Origin of the sequence: Acetobacter sp. KSO5, assembly GCF_044094635.1 — a bacterium.
Classification (GTDB): domain Bacteria; phylum Pseudomonadota; class Alphaproteobacteria; order Acetobacterales; family Acetobacteraceae; genus Acetobacter; species Acetobacter cerevisiae.
Window position 1 is genome coordinate 2,639,988 of the sequence record NZ_CP172014.1, and the last position, 23,360, is coordinate 2,663,347.

Below are 23,360 nucleotides of genomic sequence, written 5' to 3' on the forward strand. Positions count from 1 at the left end.
TCGCTCTGTGTGAGAAATTGCGGTTCCCTTGGTTCCTTAGTTCCCTTTCTTACTAACATATTGATAAATATATATAATAAAGGGAACCGAAAGGGAACCAGATGGGAACCAACGGAACGCCGGCAGAAATTATGGCCAACAAGCCTATGAGTGGGGCTGAAATGGCTCAGGATGTAGAGCAGCGTCTGTTTGAGGCAGGCATTACGCTGGCATGCTTGCCCTCACATGGCCTCAAGCCGTCCAGCCGGGTGTCATCTTGGCGTGATACCCTGATGGATCTGGATGACCTTCTTACCCTCGTAGCAGACGAAGATCTTCGCCCGCCCGTGCCAAGCGCTGCAAAGATCAGTCGTATGGATGAGGCCATGGGTTGGGTGCAGGCCATCAGTGCGGCGGATCAGCGGCGTGTGGTGCTGCTCTGGATGATGATCCACCCCATCACGCACCGACACCGGCTCAGCTGGGAAAAGATCGGCAAGCGGATTGGCCGCTCTGACAAGACAGCAAAAAGCCTATTTCACAGGGGGTTAGAGAGTATCACCAAAAAAATTTACGCCTGACTGCATTTTTCTCTTCCCTTTTTCCGGAAAAAAGAGTGTTTTGAGCGTCATGATTAGGGGTCGTGCAGCCTACGGGGTGCGCGGCCTTTTTTATTGCCCTGTCCGGAGCCTGAGAATGCCCAAGCGTAGCCCTATGCATCGCCCGCGTGGGTGGAAGCCTGAGGCGCAACGGCGGAAGGAGTTTGACCAGCAGCGCGGCACATCCCGCCAGCGTGGTTACGATGCTGACTGGGAACGGGTCCGTGCCATGCATCTGGCCCTCCATCCTCGGTGCTGCGTGCCGGGATGCCGCACTCCGACCGACCGGCTCAACGTCGATCACATCGAAAGTGTGCGAAAAAACCCCGAAAAACGGCTGAATTTGGCCAATTTGCGGACACTTTGCCAGTCTCATCACTCGTCCAGGACGAGCCGGGACCATTCCTGGAACGGCTGAAATCGCGCTCGGAAACTGCTGAAAAATGGCGGAAAACTGCCATTTTTTCGGTATTTTGACCCCGTTTGGCCTCGGGAGGGGTGGGGGGTATCAAATCTCTAGGGATTTTGAGCACCCGGACCGCGCCATGGGCAAATTTTCACACCCGCGAAATTGAAGGAAAAAGTCACAGGGAGGTCAGATCGTTACCCTCCTGCGGACACGCATGAGGATCTCAACATGAAGGGGCGAAAACCCAAACCAACTCACTTGCAGGTTGTCGGGGGCAACCCCGGAAAGCGGGCCATCCGTGAAGATGGTCTCCGGCTCCCATCGGAATATGCCCCGCCGCCGGATCATCTGGACAGCTACGCAGTTGAGGCGTGGGAAAAGTTGGTGCCGGAGCTGGTCAAGCTCCAGATGTTTACCGTGCTGGATCATCATGCCGTGGAGCAATACTGCCAGACGTATGCCCGCTGGCGGCGTGCAGAGGATGCTCTGAAGGAAGAGGGCAAAGACACATACGAAACGCACGGCAAGCAGGGCACCATGCGGCGTGCGTTGCCTGAGGTTGCGATTGTCGCTGAGACGATCCGCCTCATGCGCTCTGTTGGCTCTGAGTTCGGCCTCTCCCCTGTTGCGCGCCTGAGGTTGGGCAACGTGGGGCAAGGGGATCTGTTCAACGCATTCCAGAAATTCGACAAGCAAGGATAGCCCTTCTCATGGCCAAACACCCCTACGTGCTGCAGGCGCAGCGCTACGTTAAGGGTGTGGTCTCTGGTAAGGTCATGGCCTGTCAGTGGGTCGTGGCGGCCTGTGTCCGGCATTTGCAGGATCTGGAGCGGTCCAAGAAAAAAGACTTCCCCTACAAATTTGTTAAGCCGACGGCTGAGCGCGTTTGCGAGTTTCTTGAACTCATGCCCCACATCAAGGGACCGAAAGCGCGCAACGGTGAGCTGATCGAGCTTGAAGACTGGCAGTGTTTTATCCTGGTCGTGGTTTTCGGGTGGGTCCATAAAAAGACAGGATTCCGGCGTTTCCGGCGCGTCTACATTGAGGTGCCGCGTGGTAACGCCAAAAGCACGCTGTCGTCTGGTGTCGCGCTCTACATGCTCACGGCAGACGATGAGGCTGGTCCTGAGGTCTATTCAGCAGCCACAACCCGTGACCAGGCGAAGATTGTTTTTGGCGATGCGCGCAGCATGGTCAAAAAGCGCCGTGATATGGTGCGGCATTACGGCTTGGATAATCAGGTCCGGTATCTCCTCTGCGGTGCCAATGACGGGATATTCCGCCCTCTCTCGCGGGATGGTGAGACGCAGGACGGCCTGAATATCCATTTTGGCTGTCTGGACGAGCTGCACGCGCATAAAACCCGAGAGGTCTATGAGGTTGTCGAAACGGGCGCTGGCAAACGTGACCAGTCGCTGATCTGGGCTATCACTACAGCGGGCTTCAACCGCTCCGGGATCTGTTACGAAATCCGCTCCTACGTCATGCAGATTTTGCGGAAGGCTCTGGCTGAGTGGGATGACAACCCCTACAAGCTCAAGGGCGACGTAGCGGATGATGAACAGCAATTCGGTATCATTTACACGCTGGATGATGACGATGACTGGACAGATGAGCGCGTCTGGCAGAAGGCAAACCCGAATTGGGGCGTCTCGGTCATGCCGGACTACGTGGCGGGCCTTGCGCACAAGGCCATGCAGATGGCCAGTGCGCAAAACGGGTTCAAGACCAAGCATCTTAACCTGTGGGTCAACGCAGATCAGGCCTGGATGGATATGCGGGCGTGGGAACGCTGTGCAGATTATGAGCTGTCTGAGGAGGATTTTGCGAATGAGGACGCAATCGTGTCTCTGGATCTGGCCAGCAAAGTCGATTTGGCTGTCCGTCTGAAACTGTTCCAGCGCCAGATTGACGGCACAACACACTATTACATCTTCGCCGCCTTTTACCTGCCGGAACGTCAGGTCAGTGAGTCCGGAAATGCCCAGTATGAGGGTTGGGTTGCCGATGGCTGGATACAGGAAACGGAAGGCGACGTGATCGACTTTGGGCTGATTGAGGCTGACATCCAGTCAGATGCTGAGACGTTCAATCTTGTCAGTGTGCCTTATGACCCGTGGCAGGCCACTCAGTTAGCGCAGCGCATGGCGGAAAAAGACGTGCCAATGGTGGAATATCGCCAGACAGTACAGAATTTTTCGGAAGCTATGAAGGATCTTGAGGCGCTTGTCCTGTCTGGCCGCCTGCACCATGACGGCAACCCTGTTTTGGCGTGGTGTATCTCAAACGTGGTCTGCCACACCGATGCAAAAGACAACATCTACCCCCGCAAAGAGCGGCCAGAAAACAAGATTGACGGCGCTGTGGCGCTTATCATGGCTCTTGGTAGCACGCTCAGGGAGGCCGATGACTCTCAACTCGTTTATGATGGAATGTAATCATGGGTTTTCTCAGCATGCTGGGCGGCGGTGGCGGTGCATCGTCAAAAATCCGCCAGGAGCCGCGTCTGCTTGCTGCTGCGGAAGCCTCCAGTCCTGCAGATAGCTTCCAGACTGGCGGACCATGGGCAGAGGTATCTCTCAGCGGTCCATCCCGTGCCGGCGTCACGGTCAATGAGCGTACCACCTTGTCCCTGCCCGCCGTCATGCAGGCCGTCCGCATCCTGTCTGGCGTGTTTGCCATGGTCCCGCTGCATTATTGCAGCCACGACAATGGCGGCACGCACAAATTACTGAATGACCCGCTCTATAGCCTGATGAACGGGCGGCCAAACGATGCCCAGAGCCGCTACGCTTTTCGGGAAATTCTGATGAGCGACATCCTGATGGCAGGCAATTTCTACGCCTATGTCTCGCGGGATCAGTTCATGAGGCCCGTAGCTCTGACCCGTCTGGACCCGTTTGCGGTGCAGGCCTACCAGTCGTTTGACCAGGCAACTGGCCAGACCATGTTTTACGATGCGACGTTGCCAGACGGCACCTCTCAGCGGTTCCCGTCGCGGGATATTTGGGCCGTCACGGGTATGAGCCGTAATGGCCTGCAAGGGCTCAACCCGGTTGCCTACATGCGGGAGGCCTTTGGAGAGAGCATCGCCACGGCAGCCTACGTCCAGAACTATTGGCGAAATAATGGTCAGCCGCCCGTCACCCTGACGACCGACAAAAAAGTCGATCCTGACGTTCGCGCCGCCATCAAGGCAGATTGGAAAACCTATGTTGCGGGCGTTCACAATGCTGGTGAGCCAGTTGTCCTGGGCCAAGGCCTCAAGGCCGACTACATGCCCGTCAACAACAAAGACGGGCAGCTTGTCGAAACCCGCACCATGCAGGTGCTGGACATTGCCCGCGCCTGGGGCGTGCCGCCACATCTGATTTTTGAGCTGTCCAAGGCGACTTTTGGCAATATCGAGCAGCAGTCTCTGGAATTTGTCATCTACCACCTTGGCCCGCACTTTGCGCGGGTAGCAGACAGCGCAACGCATGCCTTTGCAGCCTCTGGCTGCCTGTTTTCCCATGATCCGTCTGACCTCGTGAAAGGCGGCTTTCTGGACCGTGCGCAGGGTGTCTCTTCGCTGCGGAATGCTGGTGTCATCAGCACAGATGAAGCCCGCAATAATTTCAATCTCAACCCCGTAGCGGATGGAACCGGGCAGGACCGCTGGCAGCCCGTCAATATGGGAATTGCCGGCCAGCCTGCGCCTGCCCAGCCGCCTGGAGCCTAACATGACGCGATATTATGCACTGGAGGCGATCAGGGCGCAGCCCTGGGCGATCCTTCCCGCACATCTGGGCGCGATTGAAGCCATTGCGGCCCGCGCTCTGGAGGCTCCCGTTGTGGAGCTGCTGCGTGCGGATGGCCATGCGGAACGGTATCAACAGATCCTTTCCGCCGTGGCTGACACAGGCGACAAGATGGCAGGCACCCAGCGCGTTACCCTCAACCGGCAGGGCGTGGCGACGCTGCCCATCATGGGGCCTATCTTTCCCAGTGCCAACATGATGACCAATTATTCCGGCGCTACGGATCTAGCCAGTCTGTCGTCTGATTTTGCGGCGCTCCAGTCCAGCGGTGCTGTCAGCCAGATCCTGCTGGTTGTGGATAGCCCCGGCGGTGTCACCACCGGGATCAATGCCATGGCTGAGCAGATTGCCGCCAGCAGCAAGCCTGTCACAGTCTACGTTCCTGGCATGGCTGCGTCTGCGGCCTACTGGCTGGCCAGTCAGGCGGGCAGCATCGTGATGGACCCAACAGCAATGGTCGGTTCCATCGGTGTGGTGATGTCCGGCTCTCAGCAGGTCCAACCCGGTGAAGATGGCCGTATGTCTTTTGATATCGTCAGCTCCAACGCACCCAACAAACGGCCAGATCTGACGTCTGATGATGGTCAGGCTGAAATTCGCACCGTGCTGGACGATATTGAGTCCATTTTTGTCAGCACGATTGCCAAAGGTCGTGGCATCAGCGCGGATACCGTCAAACAGAATTTCGGCCAGGGCGGCTTGAAAGTGGCGAAAAGCGCCATTTCAGCCGGCATGGCCGATAGCACCGGGACGCTGGCTGACACCATCGCCCGTCTCGGCGCAGCAAACCCCCTCCCCTCACCGGCAAAATCCACCCCCAGACGTGCGCAGGCAATGGCCGATCTGGAAGAACGCCGTAAAAAAGCACAAGGAAGCTGAAATGGCCGACCGTATTACCGCACTGCGCACCCGGCAGGCGGAAAATATCTCCGCAATGGATGCCCTGCTGGCAACAGCTACAGCAGACAATGACCGTGACCTGACGGAAGCCGAACAGGCTCAGTATGATGCCATGCGGGCCGAAGATGACCGTCTGACGGCCAATCTGGATCGTGAGCAGGACATGGAACGCCGCCGTGCGGCCTCTGCCCGTCCGATTGCTCCGCTTCCCCCTGGCAATTCCGGTGCAACCGCCCCTGCCCAGCCTGCTGTAGCACTGGATCCGGGTATTCGCTTCGCTCGTCTGACGCAGGCTGTTGCAGCCACCAAAGGGCGGGGCGGCATGGCAGCGGTGTCTGATTATGCGGAAAAGGCCTGGGGCACCGCATTTGCCATTTCTGCGGCTGATAACATGCAGCAGTCAGTGGATACGCAAGGCGGTTTCCTCGTCAACACGGCCTATTCGTCCGATTTGATTGCCGCGCTGCGTCCTGTTGTCGCTGTCCGTAAAATGGGCGCGCTGTCCGTGCCGATGCCGAACGGCAACCTCACAACTCGCAAGCAGACAGGCGTTTCCAGTGCTCAGTGGCTTGGTGAGCGTGATGCAATCCAGACGTCTGCCCCGTCTGTGGGTGTTGTGGCGCTGACGGCAAAAAAGCTGGCGGCTCTTGTGCCGATTTCCAATGATCTGCTGCGCTATAACTCCATTCAGACCGACACACTGGTCCGTGATGACGTTGTGCGTGAAGTAGCACTGGCGGAAGATCAGCAGTTTATCCGTGGTCAGGGCTCACAGTTTGCCCCGAATGGCCTGCGGTATCTGGCCAACGCTGCCAATATCATTGCGGCAAATGCGACGGTGAACGTCCAGAATGTCCGCAATGACTTAGGTAAACTGCGTCTGGGCCTTGCTAAAAACAATGTGCCCATGACCAACGCCGGCTACATCATCAACCCCACGCTGGTGGAATTTCTGTCTCAGCTCCAGACCCCCACCGGTGCGCTGGCGTTTCCCGAAATCGCGGATGGTCGCATCGGTTCCTATCCGTATGCCTGCACCACGTCTGTGCCGGACAATCTGGGGGATGCCGGGAACCAGTCTGAAATCTATTTTGCTGATTTTGGGCAGATCCTGGTTGGTGATGCCTTGCAGACCACGCTGGCTGTCAGCACAGAGGCCAGTTATGTGGATACTGAGGGCAAAACCCGCTCCGCGTTCCAGAATGACGAAACCCTGATCCGTGTGATTGAGGCTGTGGATCTGGGGGCTCGGTATGATACCGCCATCGCCTGCCTGACAGGCGCCGCATGGTTCCCCGGCGCAGTGGCAGGAGAGTAAAACCATGAAAAAAGTGAAATTTACCGCCCGTTGCAGCGGTATCGGCAGCGTTTACAACGCAGGGGATACTGCGGTTTTCCCGGATAGCGTGGCTGATGCCATCGTATCCGCCAAAAAGGGCACCGCAGAGCCTTTTGAGCCTGCGACAGCCGCAAAAGCAGCCGCCGCAACTGACAAGAGCGACGACGGCAGCAAGCCGCCCGCAGATGACGCAGGAAAACAGAAATAAGGTCACTTTCGGGTGGCCTTTTTTAATGGGTGAAGCACAGTGGCAACCATAGTCACCGCACCAGCAGGAAAGACGGCTCTGGTCACGACAGAAGCCGTCAAAACCATGCTGTCTCTCTCCAATGATGAGCAAGATGACGTGCTGACCATCCTTATCGGTCAGGCCTCGTCTCTGCTGGTGCGGCGGCTTGGCAGGCCGCTGGCTTTGCAGAGCTATACAGAGCGCTTGCGCATCCATAGCCACAGTCAGGGGATTAACCTCTCCAACGGGCCGATTGTCAGCATCCAGTCCATCACGGTGGAGGGCCAGCCCTGGGCAGGCCCGCTGGAAGAAATGGACGTCTCCCGCACTATGGCGCGCATCTGCGCTCCGGGTCTGGCCCGCTGGCGTGGCTGGCCAGCCCGGCATTACCCGCATGAGGTCACAATCAGCTACACGGCTGGCTACCTCCTGCCGGGTATAGAAGATCCGGGCGTGCTTGCGGGCATGTTGTCCGGTCAGCCTCTGCCTTTGCCGGATGATATTGCGGGAGCCTGCCTCAGCACGGTTTGCAGCCTCTATCATTCAGCTGGCCGGGATCAGACGATCAAATCTGAGTCTGAGCAGGGCGTTGGCAATACGGTCTATCAGGCGCTTGATCCGCAAGCCGGTTCAATCCCGCCTGACGCGCTGGCAGTCATCGACAACCTGCCTCTGGCAGCAGACGGGCCAATCTGATGGGGCACCGCACAGACCGCCGCCGCCGCCAGATCAGTCGCAAAGGCCGCCCCATGATCATCAGGCGACCGGGCCAGACCGCGGGCGTGACCATGCAGGCCTACGCGCCGCCGGCACAGGCTGCCCAGATCATTGATGGCATGGGGAGCGCCGCCTTTCTTGCCCAGGTGATGGCGGACGCTCTGACGGCCCATGGCACGCCTGCCAAGGACGACACGGTGCAGGACGGCCCCAAAACCTACACGCTGACAGACGCGACGCCAGTCTATGACGGGCCAACCCTCTGCGGCTGGACGCTCATTGCAGCAGGAGGCGAAAGCCATGACGACACCGGCAGTCTGGTCTGATGCCTGGACCCGCGCCACAGCCGCTGCACAGGCGGACGGGACGCGGGTGCTGGATCAGGCCGCACAGAACCCGGATGTGCCCACCGGGCCATTCTGGGTCATGGAAACTACGTCCGGCACGTCTGACCGCGCCGGGGCCGGTGATCCGGTCAATGTGGAAGACGGCACCATCTGGCTGCACCTGATGGTGGCCAGAGGCACCGGATCTTTGCCAGCCCTGACCAGCCGCAAGGCCATGTCCAACGCCTTCCGGGCTGCGACGGACCTTCCGGAAGGCCTCGCCTACCACGAACACAGTTTCGACCCGCCCGACATCAATCAGGCGGGCAACCGTATCCGATTTTCCCTAGGTATTGACTACCAGTATCAGGACATCCTCACATGAAATTCTTCCCTCTCTACGAAACCGCGCCCAGCGCGGGCACCTACCAGCTTGGCTCTGCCGAGATTGAAGCAGAAAGCACCTCTGCGGCCGTCGCCATTGCAGAGCAGTCTGCTCCGGAAGGCTGCCGCACAGGCGTCTGGCCTTACAAGGCTGTCGCTGGCCTCCCGGATAGTCAGGCGCCAGCAGCTGATGAAGTCGGGAAGCTCTATGATGTGCTCTCCCAGCCTGCAGGCCCGACCGGCACTTTCGCCCCCAGCGGGCAGGTGTTCGGCTCATATTCCACTGATGCCAGCGGGATGGCGCTTTCTCTGGAACGGTTCTTCGGTTTCCGGCTGGGCCTGATCCCGCAGGGTGAAAAGCCCGCACCGGCAGCAGCGCCCGCACCGGCCTCCTCCAGCGGCACGACATCTGCTGCGGCGACAACCTCTGGTAGCGCCTCCACCGTCAGCTCCGGCGGCTCTGCTACCCCGGCCGGCTAATCAGCCAGCCATCATCTGTCTTTCACAGGCCGCCACTGAGCGGCCTTTTTTTATGGGGTGAGAATGGCCTACACGGGCGCTACAACCGGCTTTGCCGCCGGTGCAGAAACTAATGACAGTGCAGTCGATTACGCGCTGGAAACCATTTATAACCAGCCGCCGACCGGGGCATATCAGGCACTGCGCTATACGGGCTTCTCGCTGGCGGTCAATGAAACCGAAACCCAGCCGGATGAAATCAATGACACTCCGGAGATGGCCCAGTCTGTCCTGATAGGCCGCACCGCGCAAGGCGATACTTCCGGAATTCTGTCTGCCATCACATATGATGATTTTTTGTCCGGGGTCATGACAGCAGACTGGTCAGTTATTTCCCAGGCTGCCACAAGCAGCGTTACAATCTCAATTGCAAGCCGGGATCAGTTTCAGGCAGGCAATGACACAATTTCAGCTAAAGATTCGACAGGCATTGTTGATGTCTTTAGCGAAATCGTCTCTGGAGACATTGTCTCTATTTCTGACCCATCTGTTGGGATTTCTGCATCTTACGCAGTCACCAAAATCAGCGGCGGCGTGATTTATTTCAGCCCCGGCACATTTGATGGGATCCTTGATAAAATTGCGACATTGTCAGGAGAGGCCGGTGGCACGTCTGGGAATCTTGGCACGGGGGCAATCGTCTCATGCACCTTTCTGAAAAATGGGAAAATTGGGAAATCGTTCACGTTCCGGAAAAAGCTTAATTCCAAACTGGAAATGTATTCCGGGACCATGGTCAATCAGGCCCAGATCACGCTACAGAAGGGGCAGCCTGCGACAATCAGTTTTGACCTGGTTGGGTCTGACCTGATCGTATCTGACACCGATATTGCCTCTTCCGTTACGCCTCGTACGACAACACCTCTGATCGATACGGTTACAGGCTTTTTGGGATGTAGCATTTTCGGAACTACCCCATCGGGTTGCATCCAGTCTGCCACGATTACGCTGTCCCGTGATGGGTCTGGGCAGGATACTGGCATGGGGCATGTTGGGGCTTGTGGTATTCGTTTCGGCAGTTTCAAAGCTGCTATGGAAATCACCTATCTGTTCCGTGATTATCAGCAGTTTACGGACTGGAAAAACGGGAAAACCGGCCCTGTCACCGTCGGTGTGCAGGGATCTGACGGGATCGGCTATCAGTTCAATGTCCTGAACGGTATTATCCGAAACCCAAAAACGCCGATTTCTGGAAAAAACCAGACTGTGGTGGCGACAGTTTCCATTACCGCCAACCCGATTTCTGGCGGCGGGACTTTCGCAATTTACAAAACCAAAAACTGACCAGGGCTTTTGCCTGTTTTTGTCCCTTAACATTGGATGAAAAGCGGGACGGCTCTGTCTCATGCTTCAATACAGGCCGCCACTGAGCGGCCTTTTTTTATAGGTGCCCCATGGCTATTCTTGCAGACCTCAAAACCGACAGCGCCGCCATTAACGATGGCGAATGGAAGAAAATCGACAAATACCCCGGCCTTGAAATCAAGAGCCGTGGCTTCACTGATCAGTTCATTGATGCGCAGAGCCGCCGCCTGCGCAAAGTGGCGGAAAAATACCGTGGCGATGTGTCCGCCATTCCCAACGCCGTGCGCCGCCAGCTGAATGCGGAACTGCTGTGTGATTTTCTCGTGCTGGATGTGCGTGGCCTGTTTCATGACAAAGCACAGAAGCACGCAGTCTCGCTGGAAGAGTTCAAAAATCTTCTGCCTAACCCGGACTACCGCGAACTGATGGGCGCATGCTGGGAAGCTGCTGGTCTGGTCACGACCGAAGCCGGCAAGCAGGCCGAGGACGCAACGGGAAACTGATAGCGGCGCTCAGCTGGTGGCTGGAATGGGGATCGTATGACGAAACCCTGTGGGCGGATCTGGAAGGCACCGAAGAGGCCCGCGTGGACCCGCTGCCGGAATGGCAGTGGATCTGGCGGGCCTGGCATCGGCTCTCTGCTGAGCGCCCGCACGTCACGCAGGGTTTTGGTGTCCCCATGGGTGGCACGGTCATTGAAGGTCGGCCCGGTGTGATCCCATGGAGCGCCGTCCGGAAATGGGCAGAGCATCATGGTTTGTCCTGGGCAGAGATGGCCCTCCTTGATCGCGTCCTGCTGGCGATGGATGGCGTCTATATCCAGCACTGGGCTGCGAAGTTTAAAGCAAGGGTATCCTGATGGCGATTGCTGAAAAACTGAATGCCCGCATCCAGCTGATGGTCAGCCGGACAATGAATGGGGCGCAGTTCAAATCTGTGATCGGCAACCGTATCCGGAAGGAGCGGGATGACCTGATCGCTTCCGGAGCGGCCGCGCCGGGCTATGTGCGCCGTGTGGATGGCAGCCTTGGCAAGCCGGAAGAGGATGTGCGGCTGCATGGTGGCTCTGTCACTTACATTTTCAGCATGATTGCCCAGGCGACAAACTGGGCGCTGACGGAATGCCGCAACCGCTCCCCCGTCAGCAGTGGCGCGTTCCGGGATAGCTGGTCCGTGCTGGTGGATGGCAAGGCCTGGACGAAATCGCCAGCCGAGATCCCGATGGGGTCTGAGGTCTGGATCGTCAACACCATGCCTTATGCCCGTAAAATCGAAGTGGGCGGCCAGCAGATCCGCGTGCCGCCGCGCATTGTGGAATCTGTCCGGCAGTCCCTGATGCGGCGTTACAAGCGCGTCAAGGCGCTGCGGGCCTTCAAGCCGCTTCAGGGCGGCCGGGACGCACGGGGCGACCCTGTCCCCTACATCCTGCGGAGTGCGGGCATCGCGTCGGGGATCTCATGGAACAAAAAAGAGGGATGGGGCCGCAAGCATGCCGCCTACATCAGCCGGCGCAAAGACCGGCAGGCTGGTGAGCAGATGCTCTATCCAACCCTCATACTAACAGAGAAATGGTAAAATCCCATGGCAGGGCAGGATCAGGTCGAACAGCTGGAAGTTATCGTCACCACCCGTGACGAAACGGCCGAAGGTGCAGCCAGCGCGCTGCGCAATCTGGATGCTGTGGAGGCGCGTGGCGTCTCTCTGACTGATGTCATGTCCGGCATGGGTGAGGCCAGCGGCACAGCCACTAAAACGCTGGCAGAAGGGGCTGCCGGGGCCGTCACCTCTTTTGACGACCTTGGCACCCGTGCGGCTGCGCGTGTAAGCGAACTGACCAAAGAACTGACGCACCTGAGCGGCATGCAGGACACCCTGCGGGCGCAGTCTCAGCAGGCGCTTTCTGCCGGGGTGGACGCCAGCGGAGCCACAAAGGGGCTTGCGCAGGTCGATGCTGAAATCAGCCGCGTGGCCGGTGAACTGGAAGAGGTGCAGACACGCCTGCGGGCGGCCGCTGTTTCAGAGAACGCATGGAATGGTGCTCTGGGTGAGCGTAATGCCATTCTGAATGGTCTGCGGGCCGCTCTGGACAGCCAGACTGAGGCGCAGACCAAAACCAACGCTGCCACGGCCGCCGGGATCGCCCAGACGCAGGAACAGGGCAGTGCGCTCTCTGATGCAGCGCGCAGCTGGAAGTCTATGGATGAAGCTGCGGGGGCAGCCTCCCAGACCGTGACTGAGGGCGCAACCGGGGCGCTGGACTCTCTGGAAGCGCTTGGCTCGCGTGGGTCTGCCAGCATTACGGATCTGACGGCAGAGCTGAGCCGGCTGAGTGCCTTGCAGGAAAGCCTGCGGGACCAGGCTCAAAAAGCTGTTTCTGAAGGGCTGGACACTTCTGCGCTCAGGGAGGATCTGGCGCAGATTGATGCGCAGATCCAGCGCACCTCAGCCGACCTGACCGAAGAGCAGAACCGGGTGCGCCAGCTGAAGGCAGCACAGGACACTCTGAGCCCGTCTCAGGCCAGCGGCTCCGATACGGCGGCCGTGAGCAGCCCTGCTGCTGTTTCCGCGCCGTCTGTTTCTGCTGGCGGTCAGCAGAGCCAAGACATGCAGGAAGAACTGGCCGCTATTAAAAACGCGGCAGGCCTGACTGCGGGCGAAATGGTGGAACTGGAGCGTGCCGAAGCTGCCGCCTTTACGGGCTTGCAGGCGGGGGCTGATCGCAGCGCCACCAGTATGCTGCGCACGGCCCGGTCAAGCAGCCAGCTGGCCCGCACGCTGCTTCAGCTGGCGTCTGCGGAAGATCGGCTGGATGACCTGAAAGCGCAGGCCGATGCTGTTCCGGATACACAGATGGACAGCACTGTGAAAAGCGCCATCCTGCAGGATGCGGAACAGCGCGTGCAGGCGCTCCAGAAGCAGCGGGATGCTTTGCTGGAGGCTGCCCAGGCGAACAACACACTGACAGAGTCCGAGAACAAGGGCGGAAACCTTGCAAAGCTGGAATCCTATCAGATCGGCCAGATTGCCGACGAAGCCCATAAGTTTTTTGACATGGTTCTGGCGGGCGGGAACCCGCTTCAGGCGCTGTTTTATGAGGCACCCAATGCGGTGCAGATCATGGGCGGTCTTGGCCCCTCCATCCAGCGTATCACCGGGCTGCTTTATGGCCCGGTCGGTCTGGCGGCTGCCGCTGCCGGCGCTGGTCTCGCTCTCTATAAAATGGGGGCTTATGCCGAAAGTGAGGAATCAAAGCTCGCTAAGCTGAGCCAGCAGCTGCGCGCTACGCGGTCTGATGCCGCAGACATGGCCGGCACTGTCACGTCCGCTTCCAAAGAGCTGGGCAGTCAGCCCGGCTGGAGCGACGACACGGCCCGCACGGCTGCCACCAGCATCGGCAGCACCTACAATTTTACCGGCACCTCAACGGATATTCAGTCCATTGCGGGCATGGCGCGGGATATTGGCGCCGTATTTGGCTCTCTGGAAGATGGGCTGAAGGCGGTCAACACCGCTATGGAAGATCCGAAGGCCGAGATTGAGGCTCTGTATAAGCAGCATCTGCCCGGTGTGGATCTGGCGCTGGTGGAGCAGGTCAAAAACCTGCAAGCAGCTGGCAAGCAGGGGGAGGCCTATGCCCTGGTCATGGGGGCGCTGACAGCGGCAACCAAAGGAGCTTATGAGCAAGGGCTGACGCCGCTCCAGCAGGCGATGGAGAACCTTAAGAAATCGGCTGATCCGGTGATCGACAAGATCAAGGATTTTTCCGAAGCACTGGGCACCACGCTGTTGAATACGGTCACAACGTATCTCAATATGGCACAGGGGAAAACGACTGATGCCGACTGGCACTATGCGCCGGGAACGGCTCCGGCATCGGCCTCTGGCGACGTCTCCGGAACGTCCCTGACGGTCAACAAGGCCCATCCGGAGATGGTTGGCCTGATGCAGATCAATACGGATTATAAATCTAAGTATGATCCGACAACGCTGGATGGAAATATTGATGAAGGCCTATACCGCCTGAACAATTTCGCGCAGCAGATGAATGGTGATCTCAATAGCGCCGCTGCCCTTTACAACGGTGCAAAGCCGGGGTCGGCTGCGGCCCAGTCTTACCTTAATCTGGTAGGAAAGCAGTCTCTCAGCAATCTGTCTCCGGTGGTATCTGGACACTTCGATACAGAAGGCCAAAAGCTGGGTTACAGTCAGGGACTGGTCAACTTCGCAAAGCTGATCTCTCTGGCTGAAAGCAGCGGCAAACAGTGGCAGGACCAGACATATAGCAACGTCAAGCCAACTTCAGGATCTGCGGCAGATGATCATGCAAAGTCTGCCGCTGTTATTGATGATCAGCGCTCCCTGACGGGTGGGGCTGCAGATGCTGCGGGCAGTTATAGCGCCAGCAGCTGGACAGAAAGCCGCAAGGGAATTGAGGCCTATATTGAGTCTCAGCAAAAGCTGGAAGACTCTCAGAAAAAAGCTGGTGAAGACTGGACGGTAACGGCTGAGCATATCACCACGGCCCGGATTGCCCTGGCTAATACCCTCAGCCCTCAACAGCAGATCACGCAGGGTCTGAAGGATCAGGGGGCAAGTCTTAATTCCCAGACCGGCTACTGGCGCAGCATGGCCGAGGTGGTCGCTCAGTTCGGCACCGAAGCCCGTGGCACCGGGGTCGATCAGACCGCACTCTCTGAGGCGCTGCGGGCCAAACAGCAGCAGCTTGCTGCCGCCTATAATGACGGCACCGTAGCCGTCCAGCGGCAGGCGCAGGCTCAGCAGGCCATTGCATCGGTTGCCGGGGAATCCGCTCAGGATATCCAGCACGCTACCAACTATCAGCAGGCCTATAACGAGGCTCTGGAGGACTTCGACCCCAATTCGCAGCAGTTTGCCGATGCGGTCAAAAAGCGCACCACCGCGCTGAATAGCCTGTCTGATGCGCAACAGAAGGCGCAGCAGGTCCAGCAGAACGCCGCGTTAAAGGATAATCTGTCTCTCATTCAGGCAGAAACTAACAGCATCGGCATGAATTCTGATGCCCGCAAAGTCATGCTGGCGCAGATGCAGGCAGAGCTGGAGAAGCACCGACAATATGGTGCTGTGCTCCCACCGGAGGCGCAGGAATATGTCGATCTGACAACCCAGATTGCGCAGGCCTCTGCCGAGTATGAGCGGCAGCAGCAGGTGCTTCAGGATGTCACGGGCAGCCTGTCTGGCATGGCGGACGAACTGAGCAGCGATATCACGCAGGGCTTTGTCCAGGGCACATCCAGCGGCATGTCTTTCAAGAGCATGCTCAAAGGTGTGGAGACACAGATTGCCTCTCTCCTGGTCAAGTTCGCGCTGATCAATCCGATGCTCAATTCCATTGATGGCGGCACCCGCACCACGCTGACAGACGTGACAAACCTGCTCTCCAGCAGCGGATCGTCCGGCAGTTCGTCTCTGGGTGTTCTGGGGTCTCTGTCCGGCCTGTCGGTCGGGCAGCAGCAGGCCTACCGGAATGAGGTCACGCAGAGTGCGATGCCCAGTTCCGGCTGGGCACCGACCGGGGATGTCATGTCTCTGGCGGGCGTGAAGCAGGCGTCCGCTCTGGATAACCTGTTTTCAGGCAAAGCTGCGGATGGAAGCGGTATTTTCAGCAGTCTGGGCAGCGCTGTGGGCACGATCGGCTCTTATGCCGGGATTGCCGGGGCAGCTGTTGGCATCGGGACGATGATTTACAATGCCTTCAAGGGCCTGTTTGCCAAAAGCCACTATGCCTATACGGACGTGATCGCCACGAATGGTCAGCTTGCCACCGGGGGAACGCGGGTCAAGCGGGCTACCAATGACGTGACGGCCGGACTTGTCCAGGACATTACCACGGTCAATGACGTTCTCGGAGCGGCCGGGATCACTGTGGATGATGGTTCGTTCGGTGCTGTTGGCCATTACAAAAAAGGGAGCAAAACCAGCCAGACGACGCTGGAAGACCTGCTGCCGGACATGAAGCTGAACAGCTCTGACCCGACGCTGAACATGGCCCTGCAACAGCTGATGCCAACGTCTTTTGACAGCGTCAGCACCTACACGCAGGACATTGAAAGCCTGAAAACACTGGCGGATACGCTGGACGGTATGAAAGTCTCCGTCAACCGATTTGATGATGCCAGCCATGTGACCATTGATCACTTCAACGGCTACACGGGGGACATGGCCACGGCCCTGTCCACACTGGACGGCAAGACGCTCAGCACGGACGATCTGCAGAGCAAGTTCGAGGCCATTCAGGAGTTTTTCGGCACCACCATGCCGGGGCTCATGAATGTCACCACGGCCGGATCTGAAAGCCTGCTGCAACAGGTGGCGGACCTGAAGCAGAAATACCAGGACGCGGCCAACACGGCGGCATCTTACGGTGTGGACGCTCAGAACCTGCTGGATAAAGGCAACGCCATTGCCGCCATGATGATCGCCAATGAAAACACGAAACTGGAACAGTCGGACCAGTCCGTGACGGCGCGCTACATGGCTGCAACCGGGGATCAGCAGGGCGCTGACCTGCTCAACCAGCAGGTGAGTTCGGCGCAGGCTATCCAGTCTCTCCAGGAGGAATGGCAGTCCTATCTGGGCGACAACTATGCGGATAACGTGACCTATCAGCAGCAGCTGTCCAACTTGGAGAAAACACAGGCGGCCGAGCGCCTGCAGATCCAGCAGAGCTATGCGGAAAAAGCGGCTGAGGCGACTAGTCAGGCGAACCAGTCTCTGGCCTCTACCTTCAGCAGCCTGACGGAATATGCCAAGGGTCTAAGCACGTCGGATGCGTCGCCACTGTCGGTTGCGGATCAGTACAAGGCAGCCAATGACAATCTGCAAGGGGACTATCAGGCCGCTCTGGGTGGGAACAGCACCGCGCTGGGCTCTGTCCAGAGTGACATGCAGACGTTCCTGTCTCTCAGCAAAACGCTGAACGGCGGGGGTATTGGCTACACGACGGACTATCAGCAGATCGTCACCATGCTTCAGGCCCTGGGCAATCTTGGCACCGGGGATCTGACGGCGGACGCCATGCGCAAGATTGCTGAAGACCAGACGGCCACGCTGGCTGGAAACCAGCAGCTTCTGCTGGCGGCCGTGCGGCAACTTCTCTCTGAAATCCGCTTCCAGAACAGCAAGGCTGCGGCCTGATAAGGGAAAACCATGCAACAGCGTTGCTTTCTGGGGTCACTGGCTTTCGGGCCGGTGGCCTCCCGCACGACCACCTATCTGTCTGATACGGGGTTTGTGGATACGGTCGCGCATATTCCGTATCCGCCGTATCTGTCTGCCTGCCCGGACATGGACCGGGAACTGGATATCACCATTTCCGGCACCGGCCTGACCCAGACTTTCGGGCAGATGACGGTTAATCTGGAGCCGGATGTCGCCACGTCCTGTGACGTCAAAAACTACACGGCCGACATCGCGCTCCATACCGGCCTGCGGACTTACGATCCCGGCCGCGGCTGGTGGCAGGATCCAGCCTTGTCTGACTGTGTGCCGCTTTTTGCCGGCGGTGCCTCAGCATGGCGCACCGGAGACACGCAGGGCACACTAACGCTCTCCGGGCCTGCGGCGCTCAGCCGGTCGCTGCCGCTCAAAACTTACGCCGGCACGGGCGGGGTGGAAGGTGGCACGACGCTGACGGGCAAGGCCAAGCCGAAGCTGCGGGGCTACGCTTACAATATCACGCCTGTCTGTGTGGATAGCGTCAATCAGATCTACCAGATTTCAGATGCGCCGGTGCAGATCGTCAACGTCTCCGGAACGCCCATCCCGAATATAACGGTGATGGAGGGCGGCGTGCCTGGCGCATGGTCCAGCAGTTCAACAGCCGGCAGCTGGTCCTACGCAGGCACTGTGTCGGATATCACCGCCACAGATCCGGCAGCCGGGCATTACGTGGTCGAGACCGGCCAACGCGGCACCTTTTTCCGGCTGGGCGGCACGCCTGTCTATACCATCACGGCGAGCGCCACCGGCCTGTTTCCGGATGGCACACACGTCTCCAGGCTGCACGATCTGGTGCATCAGGCGCTGGTGCAGGATATCGGCATTCCGGCAGCGTCCATTGCATCGGACTGGGCAGACCCGTTTGATGCAGCCGCAGGCAAGGCTGTGGCGAGTGATGCCGGGGCCTACTGGGATGGCAGCAGCAGCTACACCGGGGCCGATATGGTCACGGCACTCCTGCAGGGCACACTGCGCAAACTGACCTATGACCGGGACGGCACCCTGCGGCTGATTGGCATCACGCCCACGTTCCTGACGCTGGTGCCCAACCTGTGGGGCAAGCTGGCCGTGCGGCCGGAAGAAGTGATTGAGATCCGGCAGACAGATCTGCCCTCAGAACTGGTCCTGCCGCTGACCTGCGGGCGCTGCACCTATGCCCGGAATTATACCGTTCTGACGGGCAGCAACGTCAGCCCCAGCGCCATCAGTGCGACCATCAGCACCGAGCGGTCCGCCGTAACCGTGGGCACAGACGCCCCGACGCTGGAGGTTGTCAGCCCGCCAGATGTGCTGACGGCCTTCCAGAGTGCTGCGGCCGCGCAGGTGGTGGCGGACGTAATCAACAGACTTTGGACCTATCCGGACAGGCGGCTGTTTTATGTCACCGTGCCGTTTGCCCGGATCTCCGATTACAAGATAGGCTCTGAGATGATGCTTTTTGCCAATGTGGACGGCCTGCGCGACGGGGTCGGCGGTCTGGTCGTGGGGGAATCCTATCGCGGTTCCAGCCCTGACGAAATCACCTTCACGGTGCTGGTCTGATGGCAAACTGCGCGTTCGGGCTGAATAATCTGCTCAAGATAGCATCCCTGACAGGGTCAGCCTCTTATTACGGGCTGGCGCAGTTTGGCGTCAGTCAGGTGGCGACGGACCAGGGCAATAACACAGCCGCATTCTGGTCCGTGGGTGATACCAACAAAACGGCATGGTTTCAGGCCGGATGGTGGCCTGCCCAGCAGATGCAGGCCTTTTTTGTGGGGCGGACCAATCTTGGGCAGGGTGCCACATGGCAGATCGTCGCCTCAAATGGCGGCAATCAGGTCTATTCGGCATCAGGCAGCTTTGCCACGCTGAGTGGGGTTGGCCCGGCCCAGCTGGTGCATGTGGCTCCGACACCCATCACGGCCGATACGGTCAAAATCACCGTGACGTCCAATGGCACCGTGCCAGAGAGTTACATTGCTATCGCGCTGGCCTATGTCGGGCCGATCTGGCAGCCGGTGCGCAATATGAGCACCAAATCGACCACCGGCATGGATACCGGGCAGACGATCAATACCGGCATGGCGGGGGCTGAGTTTGTGACGACCGGCTACATGCGGCGCAAGGCAGCCGTGGACCATGAATCGCTGGATCTGGCGGACGTGCCAGTGCTGGAGCAAATCGCCTGGCTGGCGGCCAGTGGAACCAACGTGCTCTTTGTGCCGGACCCGGCAGCTGATCCGCCCACGCTGAACATGCGCACCCTGTACGGGCGCATCCAGCGCGGCGACCTGACAAACCCTTACGGGGCAGCGCTGCGGCAGCAGACCTCATTCACCATCACAGAGCGGCTTTGAGCCGCTTTTTTTATGCCTGGGAAAGCAATGCCTGACACAATTTACCCTCCCCCGCAGGACTACATCACGCGGGGGGAGTTTGGTGCGCTGGACTCTCACGTACGCGATTTGCAGGCCGATATGGTCCTGGTTAAAGCCAGCCAGTCAGGCACGCAGACCGACATCAAGAGTATTGATAAGCGGCTGGATGATATCGCGATCAAGCTCAAGGAGCTGATCGGCTGGCGCTCGTTTCTGCTCACTGGTGGTATTGGTGTTGGCTGGGGATTTGCCCAGAGCATCATGCACCTGCTTGGGCTGGGTTCTGCTCCATAGTTTTTATCAGCCGATAAAGCCGAAAACCAGTTTTCAGCCAAACCCAAACGGGCCGCCACGTGCGGCCTTTTTTGCATCTGGAATCCCTAATGAATGACTCCATCACAATCGCGGCGGGTCTCGCCCGCGAATATGAGGGCCTGCGCCTCAAGCCTTATATTTGTCCGGCGGGTTACTGGACCATCGGCTACGGCAACCGCTGCCTGGCCAACGGGTCCGCCGTCACTGCCCATACGCCTGCCATTACAACAGTGCAGGCTGAGTCTCTGCTTATGCTGACCCTGGCAGGACTACGCTACAAACTGCGGCAACTCGTCCATGTGACCCTAACCCCCAATAAAGAGGGTGCGCTGCTGGACTGGCAGTTTAACCTGGGCACATCGGCCATTGCCGGGTCCAGCCTCATCCGTCTGCTCAACAGCGGGCAGGATATTGCTGCCGGTGAGCAACTCCTGCTCTGGGATCATGCCCATAAGAATGGCCACCTGATTACCCTGCCCGGCCTGACAGCCCGCAGGCATGCGGAGTGGCTGGTTTATACCGGGGCAACCAGCGGGCATGTGCCGGCTTCTCCGGCTCCAACTACTCCACCATCAGCAGATCAGCTCAACGCGGCAGAAATGAGCCGTATTAAGGAGACTGCATGACCGAAAAAGAAGGTCTGTCAGACCGCGATATTGAACGCCTGACAGACAAGCTGCTGGCGCGTCTGCTCCCGCAGCTGGCGCGCATGATCGCCCATCACCCTGATGCGCTGATTATTGAGCGCGTGGATATCAACACCCTGCCCGCCTCCCTGCGTGGCGGCCAGTAACAGAAAGAAGGCCATGAACCTTTCCAAAGTCGGCGCATATCTGCGTCAGCCGACCACCCTCTTTGCTGGTGGCATCATCCTTGGCACTGGCGTTGCCTCATGGTTTGGCGTGTTGCCGGACGGCGCTGCTGTCGGTCTGCTGGCAGTCTGTTTGCCGCTCCTGGCGAGCGACAGCAGCGGGCAGACTGTCTCGACAGAATCCACGCTGCTCAACCGTATTGCCGGTGAGCGGGATGATCTGCTCAAGGTTGTCCATGCCCTCAGCACGCATAAAGACATCGGGCCGGCCGCCACGCAGATCATTGCGGATACCGTGCCCGGTGGTGCGCTGCTGGCCACTGCGGCCTCTGTCCTGGCGTCTCAGTCCAGCACAGCAGCTAAGCCGTCCTGAATGGTAGGGCCGGCACTCCCGGCCTCATACGTCCTGCCGTTCCTTTTTTCTGCCGCCCGCTGAGGCGGCTTTTTTTTATGGGAAATGCCCAGATGAAAACCAAATCTCTCCTGCGTAGCGCACTGGCTGGTACGCTGCTTCTGTCCTGCGTCAGCCTGGCTGCCTGCAAAAATGACGCGAATGCCTCGGCTGAGGTCAAGCGCCAGCAGACGGTGCTTGCGCTGGGTGCCTCCTATGATGCCGCTGCGGATCTCGCTGTGGCTTATGAGCGCAACCCGGCAGCAGATCCGGCTGTGGTGTCCAAAGTTAAAGACGGATTCCAGATTGCACACGACAAAATCAAGCCGCTCCAGACCGCAGCTGATGCTGGTGATCCGCTGTCTGAGGCTGAGGTTGAGGCTGCTACGGCAGCGTTTCAGGCTGCGCAGAAGCTGCTGCCGGCCAGCTAATCAGCCGCACTAAGGGTGTCCAGTAATACCGGCATCCTTCTCTTTTCTATTTTTTGGAAGAACGCCATGAACCCCGAATATCTCGCTATCGCCGTCTCCGCCATCGAGCAGCTGGCAGAGGCTGCGCCCAGCATCGTATCCGATATCAAGAGCCTGCTGGCCCCCATCAAAGAGGGCCGCGCCCCCACGCACGAGGAATGGCTGGCAGCTGAGGCTGCGCTTGATGCTGCAAACGCGAAGGTGCAGTCTAACTGACGATTATTGCCTAAGAGATCCATCACTCAAAAATGGATCTCTTATATTGGTATAAAAATGGCAAGCTTACGTGGGGAATATCTATTTCTTCACCATTTTCCTTTGTCATTCTTACAAAAGGGAGAAGTGAGTAAAACCTTACCTCCCTAATATTTGGAAAATGTTTATCGGGAGAATACTTATATAACCTATCATAAGATTTACGTAATGCTTCAAGCATACTCATACAGGTATGCTTATGTGTGGATATACATTCTTTCAAACTCATAGAATTTTTCAAATTTTCAGCTTGTTCAGTCGTAATTCCAAATTTTTCAAAATCATTTGGACCGATCGTCATTTTAAATGCCTCATAATAACTGCCACAACTTGGGATATCCAGAATTGATTGAAAAACATATATGTCAAATTTTCTACATTCTATCTTTAAAATATTTATATCCCTATTATTTATTTTATGTTTATTTTCAACTTTAAAATTTTTATTTGCAGCAATTATACTAAAATAATTTGTATTAAAATATTTGCTGTATGGATTCAAGCGAACTTCTTGTTCTCTTTTAGACTTATAATTTTCTCCGTCCATCGCAGAGCATAACCTTGAATATACATAGCATGCTCCAGAGCCCAGCTTTAATGCTTTCGTCACACCATCTGCTTTTTCATGCTTTTTGCTTCCGTCTTTTTCATTTTCTATAATTTTTTTGTATGTTATTTTACTTTCACCATCCACTCTATATGCATAATGTATAGAAATATGTAGATTCTTTATTATATCATCATTATTTTTTCCAAAATAAACATTATCTTCAAAAATACCATCTCTAGAATCTTTTGGGAATATAATTGTCACATCATCAGAATTTGGTTGGAATACCAATGTGAATAGTTTTTTTCTTTCACCATCAACATCAACAACAACATCTTTTTGATTTGACACTTTAAATTTACTCCTTCTTATTTTCAAAAATATTTGACCTATATCAGATACATAGTGAACTAAAGGTAATAGTTTCTTATGAATCCGATTC

At 57.5% G+C, this 23,360-nt stretch carries 26 protein-coding genes; 25 read left to right on the forward strand and 1 reads right to left on the reverse strand.

The features are described from left to right. The first annotated feature begins 101 nt into the window (after positions 1-101). From ACHQGU_RS11890 to ACHQGU_RS12010, 25 genes are all read left to right on the forward strand, one after another. Positions 102-560 carry a DUF6362 family protein gene (locus ACHQGU_RS11890; RefSeq protein ID WP_395495145.1) on the forward strand — a complete coding sequence of 153 codons (459 nt, stop codon included), beginning with the start codon at positions 102-104 and terminating at the stop codon, positions 558-560. Between the two features lie 247 nt (positions 561-807). After that, the gene (locus ACHQGU_RS11895; RefSeq protein ID WP_231869549.1) at positions 808-996 is read left to right on the forward strand and encodes an HNH endonuclease signature motif containing protein; all 189 of its coding nucleotides are present in this window, start codon (positions 808-810) and stop codon (positions 994-996) included. 219 nt (positions 997-1,215) lie between these two features. Further along, positions 1,216-1,689 carry a phage terminase small subunit P27 family gene (locus ACHQGU_RS11900; protein ID WP_395495146.1) on the forward strand — a complete coding sequence of 158 codons (474 nt, stop codon included), beginning with the start codon at positions 1,216-1,218 and terminating at the stop codon, positions 1,687-1,689. 8 nt (positions 1,690-1,697) lie between these two features. Next, positions 1,698-3,425, forward strand: coding sequence for a terminase large subunit (locus tag ACHQGU_RS11905; protein WP_395495147.1), 1,728 nt, complete (start codon positions 1,698-1,700; stop codon positions 3,423-3,425). 2 nt (positions 3,426-3,427) lie between these two features. Then, positions 3,428-4,708 carry a phage portal protein gene (locus ACHQGU_RS11910; RefSeq protein WP_395495148.1) on the forward strand — a complete coding sequence of 427 codons (1,281 nt, stop codon included), beginning with the start codon at positions 3,428-3,430 and terminating at the stop codon, positions 4,706-4,708. A 1-nt stretch (position 4,709) separates the two neighbouring features. Continuing rightward, complete coding sequence (locus ACHQGU_RS11915) at positions 4,710-5,666, forward strand: S49 family peptidase (RefSeq protein WP_395495149.1); 957 nt, start codon at positions 4,710-4,712, stop codon at positions 5,664-5,666. A gap of 1 nt (position 5,667) precedes the next feature. Then, positions 5,668-7,005: a phage major capsid protein gene (locus ACHQGU_RS11920; protein ID WP_395495150.1), complete on the forward strand. Its 1,338-nt coding sequence runs from the start codon at positions 5,668-5,670 to the stop codon at positions 7,003-7,005. Positions 7,006-7,009: 4 nt separating this feature from the next. Continuing rightward, a complete protein-coding gene (locus ACHQGU_RS11925) occupies positions 7,010-7,234 on the forward strand; it encodes a hypothetical protein (RefSeq protein ID WP_061498748.1) in 225 nt (74 codons plus the stop codon). A 39-nt stretch (positions 7,235-7,273) separates the two neighbouring features. Next, the gene (locus ACHQGU_RS11930; protein WP_395495151.1) at positions 7,274-7,951 is read left to right on the forward strand and encodes a phage head-tail connector protein; all 678 of its coding nucleotides are present in this window, start codon (positions 7,274-7,276) and stop codon (positions 7,949-7,951) included. Further along, positions 7,951-8,298, forward strand: coding sequence for a hypothetical protein (locus ACHQGU_RS11935; protein WP_395495152.1), 348 nt, complete (start codon positions 7,951-7,953; stop codon positions 8,296-8,298). The genes ACHQGU_RS11930 and ACHQGU_RS11935 overlap by 1 nt, the downstream gene beginning before the upstream one ends. Then, positions 8,273-8,683 carry a hypothetical protein gene (locus ACHQGU_RS11940; RefSeq protein ID WP_395495153.1) on the forward strand — a complete coding sequence of 137 codons (411 nt, stop codon included), beginning with the start codon at positions 8,273-8,275 and terminating at the stop codon, positions 8,681-8,683. Before ACHQGU_RS11935 ends, ACHQGU_RS11940 begins: the two co-directional genes overlap by 26 nt. Continuing rightward, positions 8,680-9,162 carry a hypothetical protein gene (locus ACHQGU_RS11945; RefSeq protein ID WP_395495154.1) on the forward strand — a complete coding sequence of 161 codons (483 nt, stop codon included), beginning with the start codon at positions 8,680-8,682 and terminating at the stop codon, positions 9,160-9,162. The genes ACHQGU_RS11940 and ACHQGU_RS11945 overlap by 4 nt, the downstream gene beginning before the upstream one ends. Before the next feature lie 63 nt (positions 9,163-9,225). Next, positions 9,226-10,485 (forward strand): phage tail tube protein, encoded by a 1,260-nt coding sequence (locus ACHQGU_RS11950; RefSeq protein WP_395494505.1) that lies wholly within the window; start codon positions 9,226-9,228, stop codon positions 10,483-10,485. Positions 10,486-10,595: 110 nt separating this feature from the next. Further along, on the forward strand, positions 10,596-11,009 hold the full coding sequence (locus ACHQGU_RS11955) for a hypothetical protein (RefSeq protein ID WP_395494504.1): 414 nt from the start codon (positions 10,596-10,598) through the stop codon (positions 11,007-11,009). After that, entirely contained in the window at positions 10,940-11,365 is a 426-nt protein-coding gene (locus ACHQGU_RS11960; RefSeq protein ID WP_395495155.1) for a hypothetical protein, read from the forward strand. The genes ACHQGU_RS11955 and ACHQGU_RS11960 overlap by 70 nt, the downstream gene beginning before the upstream one ends. Beyond that, positions 11,365-12,081 (forward strand): hypothetical protein, encoded by a 717-nt coding sequence (locus ACHQGU_RS11965; protein WP_395495156.1) that lies wholly within the window; start codon positions 11,365-11,367, stop codon positions 12,079-12,081. The genes ACHQGU_RS11960 and ACHQGU_RS11965 overlap by 1 nt, the downstream gene beginning before the upstream one ends. Before the next feature lie 6 nt (positions 12,082-12,087). Next, positions 12,088-17,682, forward strand: a complete 5,595-nt coding sequence (locus tag ACHQGU_RS11970) for a phage tail protein (RefSeq protein ID WP_395495157.1) — start codon at positions 12,088-12,090, stop codon at positions 17,680-17,682. Positions 17,683-17,694: 12 nt separating this feature from the next. Further along, positions 17,695-19,308, forward strand: coding sequence for a hypothetical protein (locus ACHQGU_RS11975; protein ID WP_395495158.1), 1,614 nt, complete (start codon positions 17,695-17,697; stop codon positions 19,306-19,308). Next, positions 19,308-20,105: a hypothetical protein gene (locus ACHQGU_RS11980; RefSeq protein ID WP_395495159.1), complete on the forward strand. Its 798-nt coding sequence runs from the start codon at positions 19,308-19,310 to the stop codon at positions 20,103-20,105. The genes ACHQGU_RS11975 and ACHQGU_RS11980 overlap by 1 nt, the downstream gene beginning before the upstream one ends. A 27-nt stretch (positions 20,106-20,132) precedes the next feature. Continuing rightward, complete coding sequence (locus ACHQGU_RS11985; RefSeq protein WP_395495160.1) at positions 20,133-20,420, forward strand: hypothetical protein; 288 nt, start codon at positions 20,133-20,135, stop codon at positions 20,418-20,420. A gap of 89 nt (positions 20,421-20,509) precedes the next feature. After that, complete coding sequence (locus tag ACHQGU_RS11990; RefSeq protein ID WP_395495161.1) at positions 20,510-21,067, forward strand: lysozyme; 558 nt, start codon at positions 20,510-20,512, stop codon at positions 21,065-21,067. After that, positions 21,064-21,234 (forward strand): hypothetical protein, encoded by a 171-nt coding sequence (locus ACHQGU_RS11995; RefSeq protein ID WP_156478001.1) that lies wholly within the window; start codon positions 21,064-21,066, stop codon positions 21,232-21,234. Before ACHQGU_RS11990 ends, ACHQGU_RS11995 begins: the two co-directional genes overlap by 4 nt. A 13-nt stretch (positions 21,235-21,247) precedes the next feature. After that, positions 21,248-21,625, forward strand: coding sequence for a hypothetical protein (locus ACHQGU_RS12000; protein ID WP_395495162.1), 378 nt, complete (start codon positions 21,248-21,250; stop codon positions 21,623-21,625). 92 nt (positions 21,626-21,717) lie between these two features. After that, positions 21,718-22,074 carry a hypothetical protein gene (locus ACHQGU_RS12005; protein WP_395495163.1) on the forward strand — a complete coding sequence of 119 codons (357 nt, stop codon included), beginning with the start codon at positions 21,718-21,720 and terminating at the stop codon, positions 22,072-22,074. 66 nt (positions 22,075-22,140) lie between these two features. Continuing rightward, complete coding sequence (locus ACHQGU_RS12010) at positions 22,141-22,329, forward strand: hypothetical protein (RefSeq protein WP_395495164.1); 189 nt, start codon at positions 22,141-22,143, stop codon at positions 22,327-22,329. A gap of 22 nt (positions 22,330-22,351) precedes the next feature. Here the strand turns inward: ACHQGU_RS12010 and ACHQGU_RS12015 are convergent, their stop codons facing one another. Beyond that, positions 22,352-23,269, reverse strand: coding sequence for a hypothetical protein (locus ACHQGU_RS12015; RefSeq protein WP_395495165.1), 918 nt, complete (start codon positions 23,267-23,269; stop codon positions 22,352-22,354). Positions 23,270-23,360: the final 91 nt, after the last annotated feature.